We start from the raw sequence: 20,797 nt of genomic DNA on the forward strand, positions 1-20,797 counted from the left end.
TTATTGCGTCCGTTTTTTACTACGCCAGCCACGTTTAATCGCTTGTTGTGCAACCACAGCTAACACATCCTGATCCAATGCATCGGCATGACCCAAGAAAGTCTGTGCCAGTTCACGATCCGCCAGCGCTGTTGCTATCAGGTTTACTGCATCAGCCAGAGTAGTGCCATGTTCGTAATATCTGACATGGTGGCGGGTATCCACTACGATATCAGCAGCCTCCTGACACCAATTTTCAAACACTTGTTTCGTTAGTTGCCGGTAACGGGCCTGGGGGCCGCCAAATACTACGAAAAATGTATCAGCGGCGGCTTTGCCGAATTGCTCCGCTATTTCATCTAAAAACCGCAGTAGTTGTGTTGTTTCGTCTGTCGCACTTTGCAGCATTAGCTGTGCAAAAACGGGTTCAAGTTTGCGGCTGTATTCTAATAGCAAGCCGTGATCAAGGGTGCCATCGTAATTTGCCGCATTGAGTAATTGCTGCGTGGCAGCAAATAGCAGCTGACCGACGACATTATCTGCCTCACATTTAAGCTGTGTCAGGAGCTGGTTTAGCAACGCTGCAGCATCAGCCTGTGGAGTTTGCTGCAGTGTGTAATAAACCGCCATGGTGCTGTGGCTCAGGGCTTTCAGCCGATGATAGCCTGGACCATTAACGATAAACTCCTCGATACGGGTGCCACAACAGGCAATCAGCCGGCTATCCATGCGCACTATAAGCAAAATATGTCCGTGTTTGATTATGTCGACAAAATGCTGCTTTCTTTTTGCATACTGACGATGAAATAACTGATTAATTTCGCCCAGGGTTAAGTCTGACGGTTCAGCTCTGGTGTCTTGCAATTTAATGTTTACCAACTTATCTGCTGCAGCTTTCATCTTAAGGCAAATGCTGGCCGCCGGTTACGCCCAGAACTTCAGCGGTAACATAGCTGGATTCCTGCGACGCCAGATAAACGTAAGCCGGTGCCAATTCAGCTGGTTGGCCAGGGCGGCCCATCGGCGTATTCTGGCCAAATTCTTCCAGTTTGTCTGCAGGTTGGCCGCCACTTTGCTGCAGTGGTGTCCAGATTGGTCCGGGCGCTACGGCGTTAACCCTTATGCCCTTTTTAATCAGCATCTTAGCCAGGCTTTTGGTAAAACCGGTAATAGCGCTTTTACTGGATGCATAGTCCAGCAAACCGGCCGATGGTTGGTAAGACTGGATAGACGTAGTATTAATTATACTTGCACCGGCGGGCATATGCGGCAGTGCGGCTTTGGTAATCCAAAACATAGCAAACACATTGGTTGCATAAGTTTGCTGAAACTGTTCACTGCTTAGCTCTGCCAATTCTGCAACAAACTGTTGCTTGCCAGCGTTATTGACCAGGATATCAATACAACCCAGTTTTTCAGCTGCTTGCTGTACCAGGCTTTGGCAAAATTTTTCATCTGAAATATCACCGGCTGCTGCATAGGCCTTTACATCCGCTGCATGTAGTTCTTTTAGTACGGTATGAGCATCTTGTTTTTCAGATGGCAGATAATTAATCATCACATCAGCGCCTTCGCGGGCAAAGGCAATGGCCACTGCGCGGCCAATACCTGAATCACCGCCGGTGATCAGCGCTTTTCGGCCTGTTAATCTGCCACTACCCTGGTAGCTGTTTTCACCGTGGTCTGCTCTGGGCGATAATATTGCATCAAGTGCGGGGTCTGGCTGGGTTTCATCATAGTGGGTGTTATCTATCGGGTACTGCTTACGGGGATCTTGCATACTGCACTGGTTTTGCGCTTTCATCAGGTACCTCCGGTTGAGTTACACAGAACGATACTAGGGGTATTAGCAAAGTAAGCAGTTTTTGTGCCTATACGGCCAGGCTAACAAATAGCGTAGTTGAATCAGACAGAAAGGTTGTCAGGGACTGGTGAGTGGGCTGGGTAACGGAAGTAAAAATTAAGCCGGGGCTGAATATCTTACCGGGGTAAAACGTAAAATTTTCATAAGCCACCAACAGCAGCCGAAGCTGATCTACATTAACTTCTGTTTTAAAGCGCCAGATTAAGCTGGCGCCTTGTTTGGAGCTTCCGGGCATTCGGTGCAGGTATTTTTACCTCAGCCGGTTGCATGTTAGTTTGTTACTGCCTGTGTTTTGCGAAAGCAGTTATTGTGATGATCATTGACCATACCGCAGGCCTGCATATGGGCGTAAATAATGGTGGAGCCAACAAACTTAAAACCACGTTTTTTTAAGTCTTTGCTCATTGCATCCGATTCCGGGCTGGTTGCACGGTAATCGGCCGGGCTGGCGATGCTGTTTAACTGCGGCTGGCCGTTTACAAAGCGCCATTGATAGTTGCTGAAGCTGCCAAACTCGGCTTGTACTTCTATAAACCGGGCGGCGTTATTAATAGCCGCAGCTACTTTTAACCGGTTGCGGATAATGCCGGGGTTTTGCAACAATTCGGCGGCTTTGGCGTCATCAAAAGCGGCGACTTTTACCGGATCAAAGTTAGCAAAAGCAGCGCGGTAGCTGTCGCGCTTTTTCAGTACTGTATACCAGCTAAGCCCGGCCTGTGCTGCTTCCAGCGTTAAAAACTCAAACAGCTTGTTGTCGTCATACACCGGTACGCCCCATTCTGTATCGTGGTAGGCAACATAATCCGGTTTGGTTAAATCTACCCAGTGGCAGCGGCACGGAGTGTTCATCATCGGTTCCTTATTTTTCCAGCTTGGGTGGCTGGGCCAGATAATCCAGTGCCAGGCCGGTTAATGCACGTACGCCGTTCACCAGTGCATCTTCGTTAACATCAAACATCGGTGAGTGGTTTGGCGGCACTTCACTAAGCGGTTTACCTTCGGGTGAGATGCCTAAAAAGAAAAACACGCCCGGAATTTGTTGCTGATAAAACGAGAAGTCTTCGGCGCCGGTAATGGGTTTAATAGATGCGACACCTTTATCGCCGGCGGCCCATTTCAGGCTTGGCATCGCCCATTCTGTCAGTGCCGGATCATTCCAGGTTACAGCAGCAAAATTATGTACGTGAAAATGTGCTTCAGCGCCGCTGGCTTTGGCAATATGTTCGCTGGTGTGTTCCATGCGGGCAATTAAATCTTCACGCATTTCGCTGTCAAAGGTACGAATGGTACCTTCGAGCTTTACGTCGTCCGGAATAATATTCCAGCGGATACCGCCATGTACCTGGCCAAATGACACCACGGCCGGTGCTTTAGTGACATCAATTTGCCGCGCCGGTATCAGGTTAATAGCGCTGATTAACTGGCCGGTAATGTTGATTGGATCGATACCTCGCCATGGAGACGAGCCATGTACTTGTTTGCCCTTAACGGTAATCTGAAAGCTATCGGCCGCCGCCATAATGCCTTCGGTTTTTACCTGCAGCTGGCCGGGCTCTCCTGGCCAGACATGCAGGCCGAAAATGGCGCTGGGGCTTGGGTTAGCAAATAGGCCTTCGGCCAGCATCATCTTGGCGCCACCTTCTTCACCGGCCGGTGGGCCTTCTTCGGCAGGCTGAAACACAAACATAATGGTACCGGCAATATCGGCTTTTTGTTTGCTTAGCACTTCGGCGGCACCCATTAGCATAGCCACATGAGCATCGTGGCCGCAGGCGTGCATTACGCCGGTTTGCTGGCCGTTAAACTCACTGATAACTTTTGATGCAAACGGCAGCCCGGTTTGCTCTGTTACCGGCAGTGCATCCATATCGGCACGCAGTGCTACCACCGGGCCATCTTTGCCACCCTTTAAAATACCCACCACGCCGGTATGGGCAATGCCGGTACGCACTTCTAAGCCGAGCTTTTTCAGATGTGCTGCTACTTTGGCTGCAGTACGCACTTCGCGGTTAGATAATTCCGGGTGTTGATGGATATCACGGCGCCATTCTATAACCTTAGGCATTACTTGTTCTATTTGTTTGCTTAGCTCTTGCCGCTGCCCGGCAGCAGCTATCGGGGTATGTAACAGTGGTAATAAAGCCAGGCTTAATAGTGACCAGCGCATAGTAACTCCATCATTTTTATATAGTGCTACTACCTTAAGCGCCCCGGATGAAAATGGCAATTGCTGCTGGAAAATTGCCGTTAGCTTAGGTAATGTCGGACCAGTTGCTTCAAAAAACAGACTCAGGCCGATGCAGTTACATATCATTCCGGGATACATTCAGAACATTTATCTGGTGCAGGATGCTGCAGGTTTATTGTTGCTTGATGGTTGCAGCCGTGCCGATGTATCCACAGTGTGTGACTTTATCAGCAAAAAATTAGCGTTGCCGCTAACGGCGCTTAAGCTGGTGGTGGTTACCCATATGCATCCGGATCATGCCGGTGGCGCCCATCTGCTGCGGCGTAAAACCGGCGCCAGCATTGCTTGTCACCCTAAGGCGTGCCTGTGGTACTCGGGGGGCTGGGTCGTACAGCGCATATTATTGATGTTAGCTTAACCTGGTGGGTAGCCAGCCGTTTGGGCAAGCCCAAGCGTCATATCTGGTATAACCCAATACTGAAAACGGATATTGCGTTGGCCGACGGGCAGCAATTGCCTGATTTTCCAGACTGGCAGGTTATTTATACTCCCGGCCATACCGACCATGATGTGTCGCTTATGCATCAGCCCAGTAAACAGTTGTATATTGCCGATTTAATTGTGTCGGTTAAAAAGCGCCTGGTGCCACCTTACCCGGTTTGTCACCCTAATCAATATAAACAGTCACTTAAGCGCGTTAGCGCGTTGCAACCGAGCCAGCTGTATTTTGCTCATCTGCCGCCCCGCGCGGGCGACAGTATCAATTTCGACGACATTCTGGCGCAAGCACCAACTTTGCCAAAAAACCACTGGCACTCAATGCGTAACCGCATTTTGCATACCTTGGGCTGGCAAAACCGCTCGCACTGAGTAGCGGGATGCCGGTTTAAAACAGTACGGGACTTTACTGCATCAAACAATAAAATTGGCAAAATATGCCTGATGCACTGCTAAGCCGAGTGCTTTGGGCCGCAGCCCTTGTACCTTTGCTGTGGCGTCGGCTTTGCTATAACCCAGTTGTGTCATCAGTATTGTCGCCATTAAGCTGGTGCGGCCAGAGCCCCCTTTGCAGTGAATAGCTACCGTGTTGCCGTCTTGCAGCAAGGCCAGTATTGCGGCTTTATGGGTGGCAAAAGCCTGCTCAAACGGTTGTTGTGGCGCGCAATCATCTTCTACCGGTAACTGAAACCACTGCAAGCCAAGGTCGCTGCAAACAGCGGCCAGATTTTCAACGTTATTCTGTGCTAACTCCTGCTGTGGCATCATGGTAATAATGGCTGCTGCACCGGCAGCTTTAAGCTGTGCAACGCTATCGGTAAGGCTTACGCCTTTAGTACCGGGGCAGGGTGTAAAAATCAGTTGGCCTGTACTTAGCGCTAATATATCAAACGGATGGCTCATATTTTGTCCTGTAGTAGTTTTTTATTCAGTTAGTTAAACCAGTGCCGGGTGCGGTTAGCAAACCATACCAGCGATAGCATTACCGGTACTTCTACCAGTACGCCAACAACGGTGGCCAGGGCGGCGCCGCTGTTTAGGCCAAATAAGGCAATGGCCACGGCTACCGCCAATTCAAAAAAGTTAGAGGTGCTAATCATACAAGCCGGAGCAGCGATGTTATGCGGCAGCTGCATTTTTTTCGCCACTGCATAAGTAATGGCAAAAATGCCGTAGGTTTGAATTAACAGCGGTATAGCAATCAGCAAAATAATCAGCGGTTTTGCTACTATAGTTTGCGCCTGAAAACCAAATAGCAGCATTACGGTGGCGAGCAAACCAAGCATCGACCAGGGTTTGGCTTTAGCTAAGAACTGGCCAATGCGCTGCTCACTGCTGCCATTATTAAGCTGCTTACGCGTTAGCATTCCGGCAATCAGCGGCAGCAGCACATAAAGCACCACAGATAACAACAGCGTTTGCCATGGGATAGTAATATCACTAACGCCAAGCAGTAAGGCGGCCAGTGGCGCAAAGGCGAAAATCATAATAATGTCGTTTACTGACACCTGCACCAGGGTGTAGTTGGCATCGCCTTTAGTAAGCTGGCTCCAGACAAACACCATCGCAGTGCAAGGCGCAACACCGAGTAAAATCATACCGGCGATATATTCATTGGCGCTTTGTGGATTTACCCAACCGGCAAAAAACACTTTAAAAAACAACCAGCCTAATGCAGCCATGGTAAAGGGCTTTACCAGCCAGTTCATAACCAGCGTCAGTATTAAGCCTTTGGGCTTTTTGCCGACATCTTTAATGGCGGCAAAATCAATTTGCACCATCATTGGGTAGATCATCAGCCAAATCAGTACGGCTACCACTAAGTTGATCTGGCCATATTCCAGCGCGGCAATGGCCTGAAATACTGCCGGTAGCAGGTTGCCTAGTAGTACACCTGCAACGATACATAGTGCCACCCAAACCGATAAATATCGCTCAAAAATGCCCATTCGTTTCATCCTCTAAAGGATATTGCTTGATATTTTTAGTTCTGTGCTGATATTGATTCAGCCAGTTGAAGGATGTGTTGTTTAATCTCGTCTCTGGCAGTGCGAAAGCCCTGCAGCAGTTGCTTTGGCGTTTCGCGACCAGCAGAAGGTTCATTGATCGGCCAGTGTAAACGTTGCACATTACCTAAAAATATTGGACACACTTCTTCGACACATAAGGTAATAACGGCGTCTACTTGGCTACTGTCAATATCTTCAACCGCTTTAGCGTAGTGCTTGCTGATATCAATACCCAGCTCAGCCATGGCAGTAACCGCATAAGGATTAAGCATTGACGGTTGTGAGCCAGCACTTTGTACCTGAATAGTTGCTGGCAAGTAATGTTTGGCTAAGCCCTCAGCCATCTGGCTGCGGGCCGAGTTGGCCACACATAAAAACAGGATCTGCTTCATATTTTACCTCTCTAAATAGTGCCTTGGTTTACCCGGCTTGCTACCGCTTCTGCCGATTCTTTGCGCTCGGAATAACGATTTACCAGGTAGTCGCTGCGATCGCGCACCAGCAGGGTAAATTTCACCAGCTCTTCCATTACATCAACTATGCGATCGTAGTAGGGCGAGGGTTTCATCCTGTCGCTGTCATCAAATTCCTGATAGGCTTTGGCAACAGAAGACTGGTTTGGAATGGTCAGCATACGCATCCAGCGCCCTAGCACCCGCATCTGATTAACAGTATTAAAAGACTGTGAGCCGCCGCATACCTGCATTACTGCCAGGGTTTTACCCTGAGTTGGCCGCACTGCGCCAAGCGATAACGGGATCCAGTCAATTTGGGTTTTCATAATGCCGGTCATGGCGCCGTGGCGTTCGGGTGAGCACCACACCATGCCTTCACACCATTCTACCAATTCGCGCAGCTCGGCTACTTTAGGGTGACTTACATCTTCGCTGTCTGGCAGCGGTAAACCTGCCGGGTTAAAAATACAGATTTCTGCGCCCATGGCATCTAACAGGCGTGCAGCTTCTTCTGTTACCAGCCGGCTAAACGAGCGCTGGCGCAATGAGCCATATAACAACAAAATACGCGGTTTATGCGCTGAAGGTTTGTCGGCAAACACCTGAGCATTGTCCGGCTGTTGCAATAGCGCTGGATTAATATTAGGTAAGTTGTGCATAGGTTACTCCGGATCACGAGATGGCTGATCACAAGATTGCGGCGTAAGCGGGCAACACAGGCCATCGCTGCCAGCAACGGTTGTTGCTGTATCGGCCACAAGCTGTAGCAGGCTCATTAGTGGTAACAAGCTGTTAAGGTTAAGCGAGTAACACACGCGCGGGTGTTCTATTTCACCTGCCACCACGCCAGCGGCTTTTAGAATACGCAAATGCTCTGATACCGTAGATTGCGCCAGGCCAACTTCGTGGGTTATCTCGCCGCCAATGCAGGAGGTTTTGCTAAGCAGCAAACGGATAATTTGAATGCGTGCCGGGTGTGCTAAAGCTTTGGCAATAGCTGCCAGTTGCTCATTGGATGGATCGTTTTCTGTGCTCATTTATTTTATTATCGTTATTCGACGATAAACGAAGTTTGCGCCTATAGTAAGGCGATGTCAAATATCAAAATGAAAAAGGCGGGTGGTTACTGGGCGCTGCTATTTGTATTGCTTAGCTATATTGGTACAGCGGCTCAGCTACGACATTAAGCGTTGCAGCTTTATGCAGATCATATTTTTTGCAGCAATACCTGTCCTGGATGTTGCACAGCTAACTTGGTGCTACGTGTTAAAACGGTCATATCAGCCTCACTGAAATTCATCTTAACCTTAAAGCGTTACCTGTGGCGTAACTATTAAAGTGTAGTGTGAAAAATGCTCAGCCTCAACACGGGAGCTAAGAAGCATTGTTAGGTGGGCGCTGAAATTGCAGAAGCAAGTTTGCGTGCTGTTGAAGCATCAGCCGCTTCTCTTCTGATGTTGCTGCTATTAATACGCCGGATACCACGTTGTTACTCACGCCAGACCATTTCATAAAGGACATTTGCGTACAAGAAGTGCTTGCAGCCGTGTCATCGTAGGCAATTGCGATCGCTACGAAAAAGCCTGGGTCGTTGTAGTTAGCCACATCTGATCCTGGAAAGTTGTCTGGAACAACCTGAATATAGCCACTCTTGACATTCCATTCCGTATTAGGCATTGCATCGTCGGCTATTCCTATAGGAAAGGCTTTGACCTCTTTGCGCTGTTCATACGGTAGTACAAATGCAAAACCCGAGACGTTGTATGCAGGACGACGGCCGGAGTTACGAATGTAGCCTGATATGATGCCTACTCTAGGATCAAGAATTTCTTTCTCAGTACTGAGAGCTTTTGAGACTGTCGGGCGTGTGAGAGAAAAGCTAGCAAAAGTAAATAGAGGCCGTGACTCGAGAAATTCGGCACGTTTAGCTAGGTTACTTTGCTTACGGGTGCTGGCAGCAAAATAAGTAGCCAAGCATGCCGCTAGAGCTGAGATACAGGTCGCGACAGCGGTTAGTCCCTCCCACATGTTACCTCCAAAGTCTCCATAGTGTAATCAAACGCCATAAGCGTCTAAATACGGATTAACCAGCCTTTGAGTATTTAATACAGTTCACATTACTCCGTCTTTCAATTGCTTACAATGGCTTACAGGTGCAAGCGTTTTCAGCTTGCAGTAATAGTAACGAAAGCATGCAGTTTATAATGTCGAACTGTATCCACAGGCGGGTTATTCGCGGTATGGCTGCTTTAGCACTGGTGCTAATTCGTCTGGAATTGTTAGCCGGAAAAACTGCTCAGTATCGTAATTATCGCGCGACTCACTGATCCGTTTTACGTGGATGCTGCTAAATTCTGAACGCGCAGGTTCTTTACCTGTATAGAGGTAAATATCAAACGGAGTGCGGAACAGGCCAACAAACTCTAATGCCGTAATGCTTGGTACCAGTGATTTTTTATAACGATTAATTGCTCTGGTTACAACACCTTCTTCTACTTCGCTACGTAAAATAACGCGGTTGTAGAATTCCTGATAATCAGCTTGCTCGATCTCTTCGGTAGGTTGAGGAGCCTTATGTTGAAAGTAGCGAAAACCAGATCGCACAAAAGATTCATAGTTGTATTGTGTCCCTTCGTTGCGATCGAGTTGTACAGGTACACTATCTTCCAGGAATAATTGAATTTGTAGTACCGGCAACTTATCTCGATATTCATGCGGCTCATACATTGCATAAACAGCATCTCGATTGGCAAATACCGTCCAGTAGATACGAATTGCTAATACACCAGAGTTAAGTTCAATAGCGTTTGTCGGATCCAAGCCGAAAATCTCAGCAAAACGTGCGGTGTATACCATTTGCTCGTTTAGCAAAGAATACTGCTTAGGATCATGCTTTGGTATGTTTTCGGGTTGTTCAGGTGCTGACAAGGCATTAGGCTCTGAGCAACTCAGCAATGCAATAGACGCCAACAGTAATAACAAAAAACGCATGCGGCTAACTCCAACTAATTGGTTTAGTAAATTCAGGCTCTGTCGCAATTAATTGTACTAAACCAGCCATGCTATGGGCGCATAATGTGCGTTGCCCGGCTTGTGCCGCGCCAAGTGCGGGAGATATTCTGCCAGCCAGGCTGATATTGCCACATTGATTATTGCTAAGCGTGCGGGTATTGCCGGTAATTCGGGGGCCGGTGCCTACTGAGACGGTATCGTGCTCGCTGCGGATATGCAGCACCTTTTTAAAGTTATTGCGGTAACCACTTAAACGGACACGGTTAATTAAATTACCAATTAAACCAAAGTTAGAGCTGGTTGCAGCCCTTAACATACCCGGTGCATTAAAAGTGACCAGAGGTAAAGGTGAACTGTGTTTAGCCGATAATAACGCTGCTAAACCGCCGCCCAAGGAATGGCCTGTTACATAAAAATTATCAGTGTTAACTTCCGCCCGATCAAACGCCAAATTAAGCGAATCTCTCGCTGGTCTATACTGGGTTGGCATGCCCCCAGCAAACAATGTGGCATTGCTGGGGACATCATGACGCAGATCATCGGTACCGCGTACAGCTAAAATGGCGATATCACCTTTTTTGAACAGGGCGGCGTAAAAACCATACGGAATGCGATTATATTCTTCGATTAATCGCAACCCAGGTACAGAAGGGGCTGTTTCATATACTGCACTGCAACATTTCGCTAAATCTAATACAGAGGCCATTACTATTCCTTGTAGAGTGAAGTACCTGAATAGTATTTGGCTGCTTATTTGTTGTCAAATTGTTCTATTTGTGTATGGGTTGTTGTTTTGTGTCTAGGGCAGATGATCTTGAGCATAAAACTGCGCTGCACAAGCATAGTTTTAAATGCTACAGCCGGTTTACCCCGGCACTGCATCCACCAAGCCCGGGCAATCGAGCACAAAAGCAATTTTTTTCAGCGATTTTTGCTCCTGCATTAAATCGGCTGCCAGCAAGCTTTGTTGTGTTAGCCAGTCTGTGCTGAGTTTAAGTTGTAGATACTGGCTACCGGCTTCGGCTTGCAGTTCTGGCAGCAGGTCGTCGCGGCGCTTTTGGTTCAACAGTACTGCCAGGCGTAACAGCACCAGCAGATATATCACTTGCGGTAGTTGATACAAACTAAAGGCCGGTATTTCATCGGCACGGATTTTACGGCGGTGAAACCGCACCAGGGTGGCGATAAGTTGCTGTTGTTCCTGGTTAAAACCGGGCAGGTTGGCATTTTGCAGAATATAGGCCGAGTGTTTTTGTACGCCGGACGAGTTAATGTGCAGGCCCACTTCGTATAAAGTAGCGGCCCAGCCCAGTAATACTGCATCTTCATCGGTCAGTTGCCACTGGCTACGTACCTGGCTAAACAATAGCAGTGCGGTTTGGCTAACCCGCTCTGCCTGCGCCATATCAACGTCATACCGGCGTTGCAGGCTAGCCACGCTATGTTCGCGTATATCCAGATGCTGCAGCCGGTCGCTCATTTCGTACAGTACGCCTTCGCGCAGGGCTGCATCGATATAAATCAGTTGCTCAATTTGCAGTAGATTAAAGGCGGCAATCAAAATGGCCAGGCCAGAGCAAATCAGCAGTTTGCGATCATCTGTCAGGCCGGGTAAGTCCAGCTGATAGCTGTTTTCCTGCTGCACCAGATGCTCTTTTAGTGCCAGCAGGTGTGAAAGCTCCAGTGCATTGCTGCTTAACCCCATACCGATAATAATATCGCGGATGGTTTTTACCGTACCGGAGGTACCGACTGCCTGCTGCCAGCCTGCGGCTTTAAAGCTGCTGACAATCGGCTCCAGCTCTTGCTCGGCCTGTAGAACAGCGCGGTTGAAACGTTTGTCACTAATGCGGCCCTGGGCAAAATGTTGCAACGCGTAGCTGACACAACCCATATTGCGGCTGCTTAGCCGCAGGGGCTGCACACCCTCGCCAATGGCGAACTCGGTACTGCCACCGCCGATATCTATTACCAGCCGCCGGCCGGAGAAATGCTCGAAATGTGCTACACCCTGATAAATAAAACGGGCTTCTTCCTGGCCAGAGATCACTTCTATCGGAAACGGGAATACGGCTTTGGCGCGGCGTAAAAAGGTGGCAGAGTTACGTGCCCGGCGCAGGGTGTAGGTGGCAATAACCCGCACTGACTGTGGCGCAAAAGGAATTAAGGTATCGGCAAATTGTGCCAGCACACTCAGGCCGCGCTCTATGGCTTCTTCACTTAATACCAGTTGCTCGTTTAAGCCTTCGGCCAGTTGTACTTTTTGTTTTTCGCGGTGTAACAGCTGAATATCGCCATCTATTACCCGCGCTATTACCATATGAAAAGAGTTTGAGCCCAGATCGACCGCTGCCATGTAGGCGTGGTCGTCCGGGCGGTCTTTACTTGGTTGGTTGTCGTTCATTCCGTCTCGGTATTGATCAGTTGCCCTTGCTGGCGGGCCAGATATTCGTAGATCTGCTGCTGCGAGCGGATGCTGCGTTTATTGCCACGTTTAACATAGGCATTACTTTGTTTGGCATCAATAATACGTGCCTTTACGTTGTCCCGCCACTGAATATCCAGAGTGTCTAAAACTTGTTGCTTTAAACGCACATCGTATATTGGTACGCCTACCTCTACCCGCTGGTCAATATTACGCGTCATCCAATCGGCTGAAGACAGGTAAACATCGGTTTCGCCGCCGTTATGAAACACGTAAATGCGTGAATGCTCTAAGAAGCGGTCCAGTACAGAAATTACTTTGATATTCTGGCTTTTGCCCGGCAAACCGGGAACAAGTGAGCACATACCGCGGATAATCATGCGAATTTTTACCCCGGCCTGGCTGGCGCGGTATAACAGGTCAACAATTTGCTGGTCAACCAGGTTATTTACCTTAAGGAAAATTTCCGCTTTGCGGCCGCTAACAGCAAAGTCGATTTCGCGCTGAATCAGTTGTATCAGCCGTGGCCTGCTCCAGGTAGGCGAAACAATCAGGTGGTTAAACTGGTATGGCCGGTAGCTGTACTCAATAAACTCAAACACCTGGCCGATTTCTGCAGTAATTTCCTGATGGCAGGTAAACAAGCTCATATCGGTGTATATACGTGCGGTTTTCTCGTTAAAGTTACCGGTGCCGATATGGCCATAATGCACCAGCTTGCCTTTTTCCATTCGGCTGATCAGGCATAACTTAGAGTGAATTTTCAGCGTGGTTAAGCCAAATACCACCTGGATGCCGGCTTCAGTCATTTTGCGCGCCCAGTTGATATTGTTTTCTTCATCAAACCGCGCTTTTAGCTCAACTACCACGGTAACTTTTTTGCCGTTACGCACCGCGTCCAGCAGAGAATGAATAACCCGCGAGTGTTTGGCTACCCGGTACATCGTCATTTTAATATGGGTTACTTTAGGGTCGAATGAGGCCTGGCGCACCCACTCGGTAAAGTAGCCAAAGTTATGATATGGGTAGTGCAGCAGAATATCACCGGCACGGATGGCGTCAAAACTGGTGGCGTATTGCTCAAAATCAGGGCTTTTCAGGGGCGGCATCGGTGGAAACTCGGTGCTTTGATGGCCAATATTCGGAAAGCTGATAAAGTCTTTAAAATTGCGGTAACGGCTGCCGGGAATTAACGAGTCTGTTGAGCTGGTGCCCAGCTGCTTACTCAGTACTTTTAGCATTTGCTCTGGCATGGCAGCATCATACACCAGCCGCACCGGCTCAGATTTCAGCCGCTGGCGAATTCCCTTCGACATTTTATCCAGCAGGCTTTGATCCAGAGTATCGCTGATATTGTATTCCGCATCGCGGGTCAGTTTTAACGAGTATGCCTGAATATTGTCAAACTCAAAAAAACCGGCAAATAAGTCGGCAATACAATGCACTATTACATCGTCCAGCAACAATATTTGCCGCCGGTAGTGGCCGTTTTTCTTGCGGGTATTTAAATGCAGCGGCAGTTCAATAAACCGCGACAATTCGGTGGTAGGCACCTGCACTATGGCATATTCCGGTTTAGCACTGCCGGTCATCTCTACCATCAGATAGGTGGTGTTGTCTTCCAGTGCCTTGGGTAAACTGACCTCGTCACCCGACAGAATCATCGGTGAAATATGCTTTAGCACTTCGTCGCGAAAATAGCTGCGTACCCAGCCGGATTGCAGCTCGGTAAGTTTGAAATTGTCTATTAATTCAATATTGTGCTTACGAAGTTCAAGCTGGATATCCAGATAAATAGCATTAAAGCGCTGACCCAGTTGCAACACGCGCTGCTGAATTTCCTGCATCAGCTCTTCAGCATCTTCCTGTTCACTTTGCTGGTACTTTTTCAACAGAATGCGGCGTTTAACGTCGGCTACCCGCACGCGGAAAAATTCGTCCATATTATTGGAGTAAATGCCAAGAAAACGTAAGCGCTCTATCGGTGGGTTACGTTCGTCGGCGGCTTCCTGCAGCACGCGGCCGTTAAAAGACAACCAGCTAAGCTCGCGGGGGTAAAGCGGAAATTCGCTGTTGGCAGCGTCGGTATGTTCCATGATCCAGCTCCTGACTACAACTGGCTATTACTCTATGGCAGTTTTGTGACAATAAGATGAACGCAGCTGAGATTCAGCTGCGATATAAATGTCAGGCCTGTGTTTCAATATCAACAACAATATCAGTGGCAATGGCTTCAAGCGCCGTGACCACTTCGTCACGGCTAACGCTGGAAGGCAGTTCTACTGTAGCTACTGCGTTAAACAGCGGCACACCCCAATTTGGTGCGCTTTGTTTGCTGCTTTCAAAGTGCACTATATTGGTACCTTTATGTTTAATAACCGATGACAACTCGCGCACTATTCCCGGGCGATCGTTACCGGTAATAACAAATTTCAGATGCTGCTGCTCGTTCAGGCTGCTGGGAATGCCGTGCTGAATTTTAATATCCAGATCACTGATTTTTTCCAGTGCGGCGGTAAGCTCAGCTAAATCCTGCTCGGCCACTTCTACTTGTAATATCCCGGCGAAATAACCCGCCAGATGGCTAAGGTTGCTTGCCATCCAGTTACCATTGTGTGCGCTGACTACTGTTGCCAGAGTCTCAACCAAACCTGCTTTATCTTTACCAATTAATGTCAGTACTAACTGCTTCATGCGCTATTTTCCTGTCAGACTTAAATTAGCGTATCGGCCAAAAACACCGTAGTTTGCCGCTTACACGACCTGAGTGTAGCGCCTGTTACCGATTTTTAAAATGTAGCCTTAACATTATTTGTAAATTTAGTAAGTTAAGGCTGCCAGGTTATCGCTATGCTGGCACTGCAGTTGCCTTTCTGACTATACTTAAGCTGTTTTTGCGATGGCTCATACCCTTGGTTTCACCTTACCAGACACATGCACGGAGTTCGCAGTGGATAAACTCAATTTAACAAAACATATTTCCAGTTCTTTTAATGAAGAAATTGACGAAGTGCGCAACCATGTAATGGCGATGGGCGGCTTAATCGAACAACAGCTGAATAACGCGCTGATGGCCATTGCTAATGCAGATGCCGAGCTGGCCCAAAAGGTGATAGACAACGATTTGAAAGTAAATAACTGGGAGCTGCAGATTGATAAAGAGTGCACAAGCATTATTGTGCGCCGCCAGCCTGCTGCCAGCGATCTACGCCTGATTATGGCCATTATGAAAACCATTGCCGATTTAGAGCGCATAGGCGATGAAACCCGGCGTATTGCCAGGGTGGCGCTGGAATCGTTTAATTCAGAACAGCAGGGCTTGCTGGTTAACCTGGATAATTTAGGCCGCCATGTAGGGCAGATGCTGCATGATGTGCTGGATGCTTTCGCCCGTATGGACGTAGAAACCGCTTTGCTGGTACATAAGGAAGATAAGAAAGTTGACCGCGAGTATGAAGCGATTACCCGCCAGCTAATGACCTACATGATTGAAGATCCGCGTTCTATTCCAAAAATTATGAATGTACTCTGGTCGGCCCGTTCACTGGAGCGTATTGGCGACCGCTGTAAAAACCTGGCTGAGTACATTATCTTTTTCGTTAAAGGTAAAGTGGTGCGCCACAGCAGCGCCGAACAGCTGGAACAAGATGCACGCAGCTGATTTTCCTCTGTTTTTATTGTACAACACCAACGCCCTGACTAGACTTCTGCTCAGGGCGTTTTCATTGTGTATTCATTTTTCGTTTTTCATGCGCTTTGAATGCCGTTACAATGCGCGCCGACTATCGTCAAACCAACATACGAGGCCAGGCTATGCCAGCTAGTACTTTTTTATCCGTGTTTGCCAAATCACCGATTAAGCCAATAGAGGAACATATTCGCAAGGTGCATCAGGCGAGTGAATTGTTGTTGCCATTTTTTGATGCAGTGTATTTGCAGGACTGGCAAACAGCTGCGGATGTACGCAAAAACATCGTGGCGTTGGAAAAGGAAGCCGACAAATTAAAACGCGAGATCCGCGTTAATTTGCCGCGTGGGCTATTTTTACCGGTAGACCGGACTGATATTTTAGAATTGGTGTCGCAACAAGACAAAATTGCTAACAAAACCAAAGATATTACCGGCCGTGTACTGGGCCGCGAGTTGCTTATTCCTATAAGTCTGCAGGCTGGCTTTAAAGCCTATGTGCAGCGCTGTATCGACGCTACCGCACTGGCAAGTGAAGTCATTAACGAGCTGGACGAATTGCTGGAAACCGGTTTCCGTGGCCGTGAAGTTGATCTGGTTATTAAGATGGTAGAGCAACTGGACACCATTGAGGGTGACACCGACGAGATGCAAATCAAGTTGCGTAAAGCCTTGCGTCTGGCCGAGACAGAGTTAAACCCAATTGATGTGATGTTTCTGTATCGCACGCTGGAATGGGTAGGTGATTTAGCCGACGTCGCGCTGAAAGTTGGTTCGCGTCTTGAAATTATGCTCGCCCGTTAATTTTAAAAGGTTTCCCTGATGGATATTATTCAATCATACGGTTTAATCCTGATCATTATCGCTGCCGTGTTCGGTTTTTTAATGGCTTATGGTGTCGGTGCCAATGATGTTGCCAATGCAATGGGCACTTCTGTAGGTTCTAAAGCGCTGACGATAAAGCAAGCTATTGTTATTGCTGCTATTTTTGAGTTTGCCGGTGCTTATTTAGCCGGTGGTTCTGTTACGTCTACCATTCGCGGTGGTATTACCGACGCCTCTTTCTTTGTTGATACACCTGAATTAATGGCTTACGGCATGATAGCGGCGCTGTTGGCTGCAGCTACCTGGCTGATTGTGGCCTCTTACTTTGGCTGGCCGGTATCTACCACGCACTCTATAGTTGGCGCCATTATTGGTTTTGCGGCTGTAGGCGTGGGCATGGAGGCTGTGCACTGGAACAAAGTAGGCGGTATTGTCGGCAGCTGGGTTGTGACACCGATGCTGGCAGGGGTACTGGCCTATATGTTTTTTATGAGTGCACAAAGGCTGATCTTTGATACCGATAACCCGCTAGCAAATGCTAAAAAATATGTTCCTTTTTATATGGCGTTTGCTGCTTTTATGATGTCACTGGTTACCGTGCAAAAAGGCCTGGTGCATGTCGGGTTGGATATCAGCACATTAACCGGCTATTACATTGCACTGGCTATTGCAGTGGTGGTGGGCTTGATTGGTAAAGTGATCATTTCCCGTATTAAGTTTGACCCGGCAGCGGATAAAAAAATGCAGTTTAATAACGTTGAGCGCATTTTTGGTGTACTGATGATCACCACTGCCTGTTGTATGGCCTTTGCTCATGGTTCTAACGATGTGGCTAATGCCATCGGGCCCTTGGCTGCCGTAGTAAGTGTTGTCAGTTCTGGTGGCGAAATATCAACGCAGTCACAACTAGCCTGGTGGATATTGCCACTAGGTGCGGTAGGTATTGTTATCGGTTTAGCGACCTTAGGCGCACGGGTTATTAAAACTGTAGGTACAGCTATTACGCATTTAACGCCAAGCCGTGGTTTTGCTGCTGAGTTGTCAGCAGCCTCTACCGTGGTTATTGCCTCTGGCACCGGTTTGCCTATTTCTACCACGCAAACCCTGGTTGGCGCAGTGTTAGGTGTAGGTTTAGCCCGCGGTATTGCTGCACTGAATTTAGGCGTGGTGCGTAATATCTTTATCTCGTGGATTATTACCCTGCCGGTAGGTGCTGGCCTGGCAATTATATTTTTCTATATTCTTAAGGCTATTTTCAGCGTGTAATGTGCAGCTGATAAGCAAAAAGCCCTCAATTACGAGGGCTTTTTTAATGGCGAAGTTATCTCGCTTACGGCTGGTATTCACTTACCAGCGTTAAGCCGCTTACCGCCCGGAAGGCATAAACTGACAGATGCCATACACCGGCCTGCGGATTGTTAATCACACAGGTTTCGCTGTTGCCGTTTTTATTTGGCCGGCAATCATAGCTGCCACTGGTAGGCTGGCTGCCATGCTTCACGTACAGATCGGCATCACCGCTGCCACCACTGATTTCAACAGTTAGCTGTGCCATACCTTCCGGTACGTCCAGCGTGTAGTGCTGCCAGGCCCGGCGCGCTATGTTGATGTTGGTAATGGTTTCACCGCCTGCATCCGGTAAGTCCGGTGCGGTAAAGCTACCGGTAAGGTTTACACCGGTAAAGGCGCTATATGCTACCAATTTAACAAAGTAGGTACCGGTTTGTGCCGGGTCAATAGCACAGCTTTCGTTGTTACCAAACAGGTAAGGCCGGCAGTCCCAGTTTGATGCGGTTGGCTCGCTGCCAAATTTGACATACATATCGGCATCGCCGGTACCACCGTTCATAACAAACGACAGGTTACTGGCGCCTGCAGGTACGGCCAGCGTATACAGCAGTTCTTCACCGGCAGCAGCGTTGATGCCTGATACTGTTACACCGTTACTCAGTTCTGTGCCGGTTGGTGGTGGTGGCTCGTTATCGTCACCATCACCGTCACAGCCAAACTCGGCCAGATAATCTACTGCGGCTTTGGCTTGCACCAAGCCATGCCCATAAGATGTATCACGCCCAGCGGCGCCTAAATCTTCTGCTGTTGCTGCTAAAGCACTGCGGATTTGTGCATTGCTACAATCCGGGTAATGGCTCCATACCAGCGCTGCCACGCCAGCTACATGCGGCGACGCCATAGAGGTACCGTCCATCAGGCCATAGTTAGACGGGCCGGCAAATAAGCTGGCATCGTTACCTACCTCAGCAACCAACAACTGGCCATCTTCCTGCGATACGCTTAATGCCACTATATTAGTGGTGGGGGCGTCACCTAAAGTGCCGCTGAAATTGCCTGGTTCGTTGTTATAAATAACCGCGCCAATACCACCGCCAGCCTGACAGGATTCCACTTTTTGTGCGAAGGATACTTCGCCGCGCTGGATCAGACAGATTTTATCGGTAACGCCGGTACAGGTATTTACCGCAAGGCCGCAGCTGGCAAGTTCCGCATTTAAACTTGCCATGGCAGAACCTTCAAACGGGTTGGTACTGTAGGTTGTACCGTTAACCGTCAGGCTGGTTTCCAGGCCTGTGCCGGTGGGATAAGTACTCATTACCGCTACACCCGGGCCCGCCAGTTCTACCTGGGTATTCCGCTGCGAAAAGTCGGCGTGAGCTTTGGTGTCGTCAACCGCTGCAACGGATACTACAGAATCATAAGAGGCCGGATACGACATAGCAGTATTGCCATCATTACCGGCTGCTGCAACAAGTAACACACCGGCATCATAGGCGGCCTGCATGGCGTTGCGCTCTGTTACGTTTGAGCCGGCACCACCTAAACTCATATTAATTACGGTAGAGCCGTTTTGCACACAGGTATCTACCGCATGTGCCAGAGAGGAAGAATAACCCCAACCACCTGCATTAAATACTTTAATAATATGCAGTTTCACGTTGCCGTTGGGTAATACGCCAACAATACCAACATTATTATTCAGCGCAGCAATGGTACCGGCTACATGTGTACCGTGCGGGCCACCGGCGTCGAACCAGTTACCGGTACCTATATCATTGGTGCCGGTTATATTGGCATCGTTAAAGTCTTCATGTGGTAAGCCCAGGCCAGAGTCGATAACACATACCGTCTGGTTAGAGGCAAACTGATCACTGACCAGATCGGCCTGCACCATGGTGTAACCGTAAGGCACTTGCTGCGACATAGGAAAACGCGGTAAATCGCGCTCGACATATTCCACATTAGGATCTGCTTTTAACGCTTTAACCGTGGCAGGGCTTAGCTCGGCAGCTATGGCGTTACGTTTGGCCAGAACATGGTGAACACGAGCACCTTGCCGGCTTAAACGTTCGCTATTAGTGGTTAATACCGACAGCGCATTATCTTTTGCAGCTTTACTGCGGTTGAGAAGTGGATCTTTACTCAGACTGTTGTCTTTATATTTTACGATATAGCGCTCGCTGCTGGCTTGTTCTGCTGCCTGGCGCAATGAGTCTGTTGATGCGGCCATAGCATTTGATACTGCGCTTGCCAGTAAGCTAACGCCGATCAGTAGTACAGTGTGATGTGATCTGGACATGTTCACCCTCCAGGTGATTTTTATAGTTTTTAACTTGTCAGAACCCGATACAACGCGGATAGCACAACTCGCAAACGGGGGAACTATTGTATTGGCTTCAGTTGTTGCAGCAGGGCTGTTAGCTGCCTTTTGACTGTTCTAACACAATTCGCTGTTTACGCTATAACAAATAATGCGGTTATTCAAACTCATGTTTACATTAAAATGGGGTAAATCACTTAAGGTGTTGAATTTATGTTTACTAATTTTTATCAGTTGTAATT

Annotated in this window: 21 protein-coding genes; 5 read left to right on the forward strand and 16 right to left on the reverse strand. The window is 48.4% G+C overall.

Annotated elements, in window-relative coordinates:
- From M2404_RS05820 to M2404_RS05835, 4 genes are all read right to left on the reverse strand, one after another.
- The gene (locus M2404_RS05820; protein WP_259238786.1) at positions 1 to 879 is read right to left on the reverse strand and encodes a hypothetical protein; all 879 of its coding nucleotides are present in this window, start codon (positions 877 to 879) and stop codon (positions 1 to 3) included.
- Position 880: 1 nt separating this feature from the next.
- Positions 881 to 1,783, reverse strand: a complete 903-nt coding sequence (locus tag M2404_RS05825; RefSeq protein ID WP_310503069.1) for an SDR family oxidoreductase — start codon at positions 1,781 to 1,783, stop codon at positions 881 to 883.
- 330 nt (positions 1,784 to 2,113) lie between these two features.
- Positions 2,114 to 2,695, reverse strand: coding sequence for a DNA-3-methyladenine glycosylase I (locus tag M2404_RS05830; protein ID WP_473091807.1), 582 nt, complete (start codon positions 2,693 to 2,695; stop codon positions 2,114 to 2,116).
- Between the two features lie 7 nt (positions 2,696 to 2,702).
- A complete protein-coding gene (locus M2404_RS05835) occupies positions 2,703 to 4,010 on the reverse strand; it encodes an amidohydrolase (protein WP_259238787.1) in 1,308 nt (435 codons plus the stop codon).
- 130 nt (positions 4,011 to 4,140) lie between these two features.
- On the opposite strand from M2404_RS05835, the gene M2404_RS05840 reads away from it, so the two are divergent.
- On the forward strand, positions 4,141 to 4,449 hold the full coding sequence (locus tag M2404_RS05840) for an MBL fold metallo-hydrolase (protein ID WP_259238788.1): 309 nt from the start codon (positions 4,141 to 4,143) through the stop codon (positions 4,447 to 4,449).
- Positions 4,398 to 4,901, forward strand: a complete 504-nt coding sequence (locus tag M2404_RS05845; protein ID WP_259238789.1) for an MBL fold metallo-hydrolase — start codon at positions 4,398 to 4,400, stop codon at positions 4,899 to 4,901. The genes M2404_RS05840 and M2404_RS05845 overlap by 52 nt, the downstream gene beginning before the upstream one ends.
- A gap of 42 nt (positions 4,902 to 4,943) precedes the next feature.
- Here the strand turns inward: M2404_RS05845 and M2404_RS05850 are convergent, their stop codons facing one another.
- The 11 genes from M2404_RS05850 to M2404_RS05900 form a co-directional block, all read right to left on the reverse strand.
- Positions 4,944 to 5,432, reverse strand: coding sequence for a phosphatase domain-containing protein (locus M2404_RS05850; protein WP_259238790.1), 489 nt, complete (start codon positions 5,430 to 5,432; stop codon positions 4,944 to 4,946).
- Positions 5,433 to 5,461: 29 nt separating this feature from the next.
- Positions 5,462 to 6,478, reverse strand: coding sequence for an ACR3 family arsenite efflux transporter (gene arsB, locus M2404_RS05855; RefSeq protein ID WP_310503070.1), 1,017 nt, complete (start codon positions 6,476 to 6,478; stop codon positions 5,462 to 5,464).
- 35 nt (positions 6,479 to 6,513) lie between these two features.
- Complete coding sequence (locus M2404_RS05860; RefSeq protein WP_259238793.1) at positions 6,514 to 6,930, reverse strand: arsenate reductase ArsC; 417 nt, start codon at positions 6,928 to 6,930, stop codon at positions 6,514 to 6,516.
- An 11-nt stretch (positions 6,931 to 6,941) separates the two neighbouring features.
- Positions 6,942 to 7,652: an arsenical resistance protein ArsH gene (arsH, locus tag M2404_RS05865; protein ID WP_259238794.1), complete on the reverse strand. Its 711-nt coding sequence runs from the start codon at positions 7,650 to 7,652 to the stop codon at positions 6,942 to 6,944.
- A 3-nt stretch (positions 7,653 to 7,655) separates the two neighbouring features.
- Positions 7,656 to 8,030: an ArsR/SmtB family transcription factor gene (locus tag M2404_RS05870; protein WP_259238796.1), complete on the reverse strand. Its 375-nt coding sequence runs from the start codon at positions 8,028 to 8,030 to the stop codon at positions 7,656 to 7,658.
- A gap of 337 nt (positions 8,031 to 8,367) precedes the next feature.
- The gene (locus M2404_RS05875; RefSeq protein ID WP_259238797.1) at positions 8,368 to 8,967 is read right to left on the reverse strand and encodes a hypothetical protein; all 600 of its coding nucleotides are present in this window, start codon (positions 8,965 to 8,967) and stop codon (positions 8,368 to 8,370) included.
- A gap of 255 nt (positions 8,968 to 9,222) precedes the next feature.
- Positions 9,223 to 9,984 carry a hypothetical protein gene (locus tag M2404_RS05880; protein WP_259238798.1) on the reverse strand — a complete coding sequence of 254 codons (762 nt, stop codon included), beginning with the start codon at positions 9,982 to 9,984 and terminating at the stop codon, positions 9,223 to 9,225.
- 4 nt (positions 9,985 to 9,988) lie between these two features.
- Positions 9,989 to 10,711 carry a Tle-like phospholipase domain-containing protein gene (locus tag M2404_RS05885; protein ID WP_259238799.1) on the reverse strand — a complete coding sequence of 241 codons (723 nt, stop codon included), beginning with the start codon at positions 10,709 to 10,711 and terminating at the stop codon, positions 9,989 to 9,991.
- Between the two features lie 159 nt (positions 10,712 to 10,870).
- Complete coding sequence (locus M2404_RS05890) at positions 10,871 to 12,409, reverse strand: Ppx/GppA phosphatase family protein (protein ID WP_259238800.1); 1,539 nt, start codon at positions 12,407 to 12,409, stop codon at positions 10,871 to 10,873.
- Positions 12,406 to 14,526, reverse strand: coding sequence for a polyphosphate kinase 1 (gene ppk1 / locus M2404_RS05895; RefSeq protein WP_259238801.1), 2,121 nt, complete (start codon positions 14,524 to 14,526; stop codon positions 12,406 to 12,408). The genes M2404_RS05890 and ppk1 overlap by 4 nt, the downstream gene beginning before the upstream one ends.
- A gap of 91 nt (positions 14,527 to 14,617) precedes the next feature.
- Positions 14,618 to 15,124, reverse strand: a complete 507-nt coding sequence (locus tag M2404_RS05900; RefSeq protein ID WP_259238802.1) for a glycine cleavage system transcriptional repressor — start codon at positions 15,122 to 15,124, stop codon at positions 14,618 to 14,620.
- Positions 15,125 to 15,380: 256 nt separating this feature from the next.
- Between M2404_RS05900 and phoU the strand changes: the two genes are divergently transcribed.
- The 3 genes from phoU to M2404_RS05915 all read left to right on the forward strand — a co-directional run bounded on the left by phoU (position 15,381) and on the right by M2404_RS05915 (position 18,208).
- Complete coding sequence (gene phoU, locus M2404_RS05905; protein WP_259238803.1) at positions 15,381 to 16,091, forward strand: phosphate signaling complex protein PhoU; 711 nt, start codon at positions 15,381 to 15,383, stop codon at positions 16,089 to 16,091.
- Positions 16,092 to 16,243: 152 nt separating this feature from the next.
- Positions 16,244 to 16,921 carry a TIGR00153 family protein gene (locus M2404_RS05910; RefSeq protein ID WP_259238804.1) on the forward strand — a complete coding sequence of 226 codons (678 nt, stop codon included), beginning with the start codon at positions 16,244 to 16,246 and terminating at the stop codon, positions 16,919 to 16,921.
- A gap of 18 nt (positions 16,922 to 16,939) precedes the next feature.
- Complete coding sequence (locus tag M2404_RS05915; protein ID WP_259238805.1) at positions 16,940 to 18,208, forward strand: inorganic phosphate transporter; 1,269 nt, start codon at positions 16,940 to 16,942, stop codon at positions 18,206 to 18,208.
- A gap of 64 nt (positions 18,209 to 18,272) precedes the next feature.
- Here the strand turns inward: M2404_RS05915 and M2404_RS05920 are convergent, their stop codons facing one another.
- Positions 18,273 to 20,534 (reverse strand): S8 family serine peptidase, encoded by a 2,262-nt coding sequence (locus M2404_RS05920; RefSeq protein ID WP_259238806.1) that lies wholly within the window; start codon positions 20,532 to 20,534, stop codon positions 18,273 to 18,275.
- Between the last annotated feature and the right edge of the window lie 263 nt (positions 20,535 to 20,797).

Source organism: Rheinheimera pacifica, from assembly GCF_024809855.1.
Lineage (GTDB): Bacteria > Pseudomonadota > Gammaproteobacteria > Enterobacterales > Alteromonadaceae > Alishewanella > Alishewanella pacifica_A.

Excerpts from the sequence above, each read along its gene's own strand:
- M2404_RS05820 (WP_259238786.1), bottom strand. The coding sequence starts at position 879 with ATGAAAGCTGCAGCAGATAAGTTGGTAAACATTAAATTGCAAGACACC.
- M2404_RS05825 (WP_310503069.1), bottom strand. The coding sequence starts at position 1,783 with ATGAAAGCGCAAAACCAGTGCAGTATGCAAGATCCCCGTAAGCAGTAC.
- M2404_RS05830 (WP_473091807.1), bottom strand. The coding sequence starts at position 2,695 with ATGATGAACACTCCGTGCCGCTGCCACTGGGTAGATTTAACCAAACCG.
- M2404_RS05835 (WP_259238787.1), bottom strand. The coding sequence starts at position 4,010 with ATGCGCTGGTCACTATTAAGCCTGGCTTTATTACCACTGTTACATACC.
- M2404_RS05840 (WP_259238788.1), top strand. The coding sequence starts at position 4,141 with ATGCAGTTACATATCATTCCGGGATACATTCAGAACATTTATCTGGTG.
- M2404_RS05850 (WP_259238790.1), bottom strand. The coding sequence starts at position 5,432 with ATGAGCCATCCGTTTGATATATTAGCGCTAAGTACAGGCCAACTGATT.
- arsB (WP_310503070.1), bottom strand. The coding sequence starts at position 6,478 with ATGGGCATTTTTGAGCGATATTTATCGGTTTGGGTGGCACTATGTATC.
- M2404_RS05860 (WP_259238793.1), bottom strand. The coding sequence starts at position 6,930 with ATGAAGCAGATCCTGTTTTTATGTGTGGCCAACTCGGCCCGCAGCCAG.
- arsH (WP_259238794.1), bottom strand. The coding sequence starts at position 7,652 with ATGCACAACTTACCTAATATTAATCCAGCGCTATTGCAACAGCCGGAC.
- M2404_RS05870 (WP_259238796.1), bottom strand. The coding sequence starts at position 8,030 with ATGAGCACAGAAAACGATCCATCCAATGAGCAACTGGCAGCTATTGCC.
- M2404_RS05880 (WP_259238798.1), bottom strand. The coding sequence starts at position 9,984 with ATGCGTTTTTTGTTATTACTGTTGGCGTCTATTGCATTGCTGAGTTGC.
- M2404_RS05885 (WP_259238799.1), bottom strand. The coding sequence starts at position 10,711 with ATGGCCTCTGTATTAGATTTAGCGAAATGTTGCAGTGCAGTATATGAA.
- M2404_RS05890 (WP_259238800.1), bottom strand. The coding sequence starts at position 12,409 with ATGAACGACAACCAACCAAGTAAAGACCGCCCGGACGACCACGCCTAC.
- ppk1 (WP_259238801.1), bottom strand. The coding sequence starts at position 14,526 with ATGGAACATACCGACGCTGCCAACAGCGAATTTCCGCTTTACCCCCGC.
- M2404_RS05900 (WP_259238802.1), bottom strand. The coding sequence starts at position 15,124 with ATGAAGCAGTTAGTACTGACATTAATTGGTAAAGATAAAGCAGGTTTG.
- M2404_RS05910 (WP_259238804.1), top strand. The coding sequence starts at position 16,244 with ATGCCAGCTAGTACTTTTTTATCCGTGTTTGCCAAATCACCGATTAAG.
- M2404_RS05915 (WP_259238805.1), top strand. The coding sequence starts at position 16,940 with ATGGATATTATTCAATCATACGGTTTAATCCTGATCATTATCGCTGCC.
- M2404_RS05920 (WP_259238806.1), bottom strand. The coding sequence starts at position 20,534 with ATGTCCAGATCACATCACACTGTACTACTGATCGGCGTTAGCTTACTG.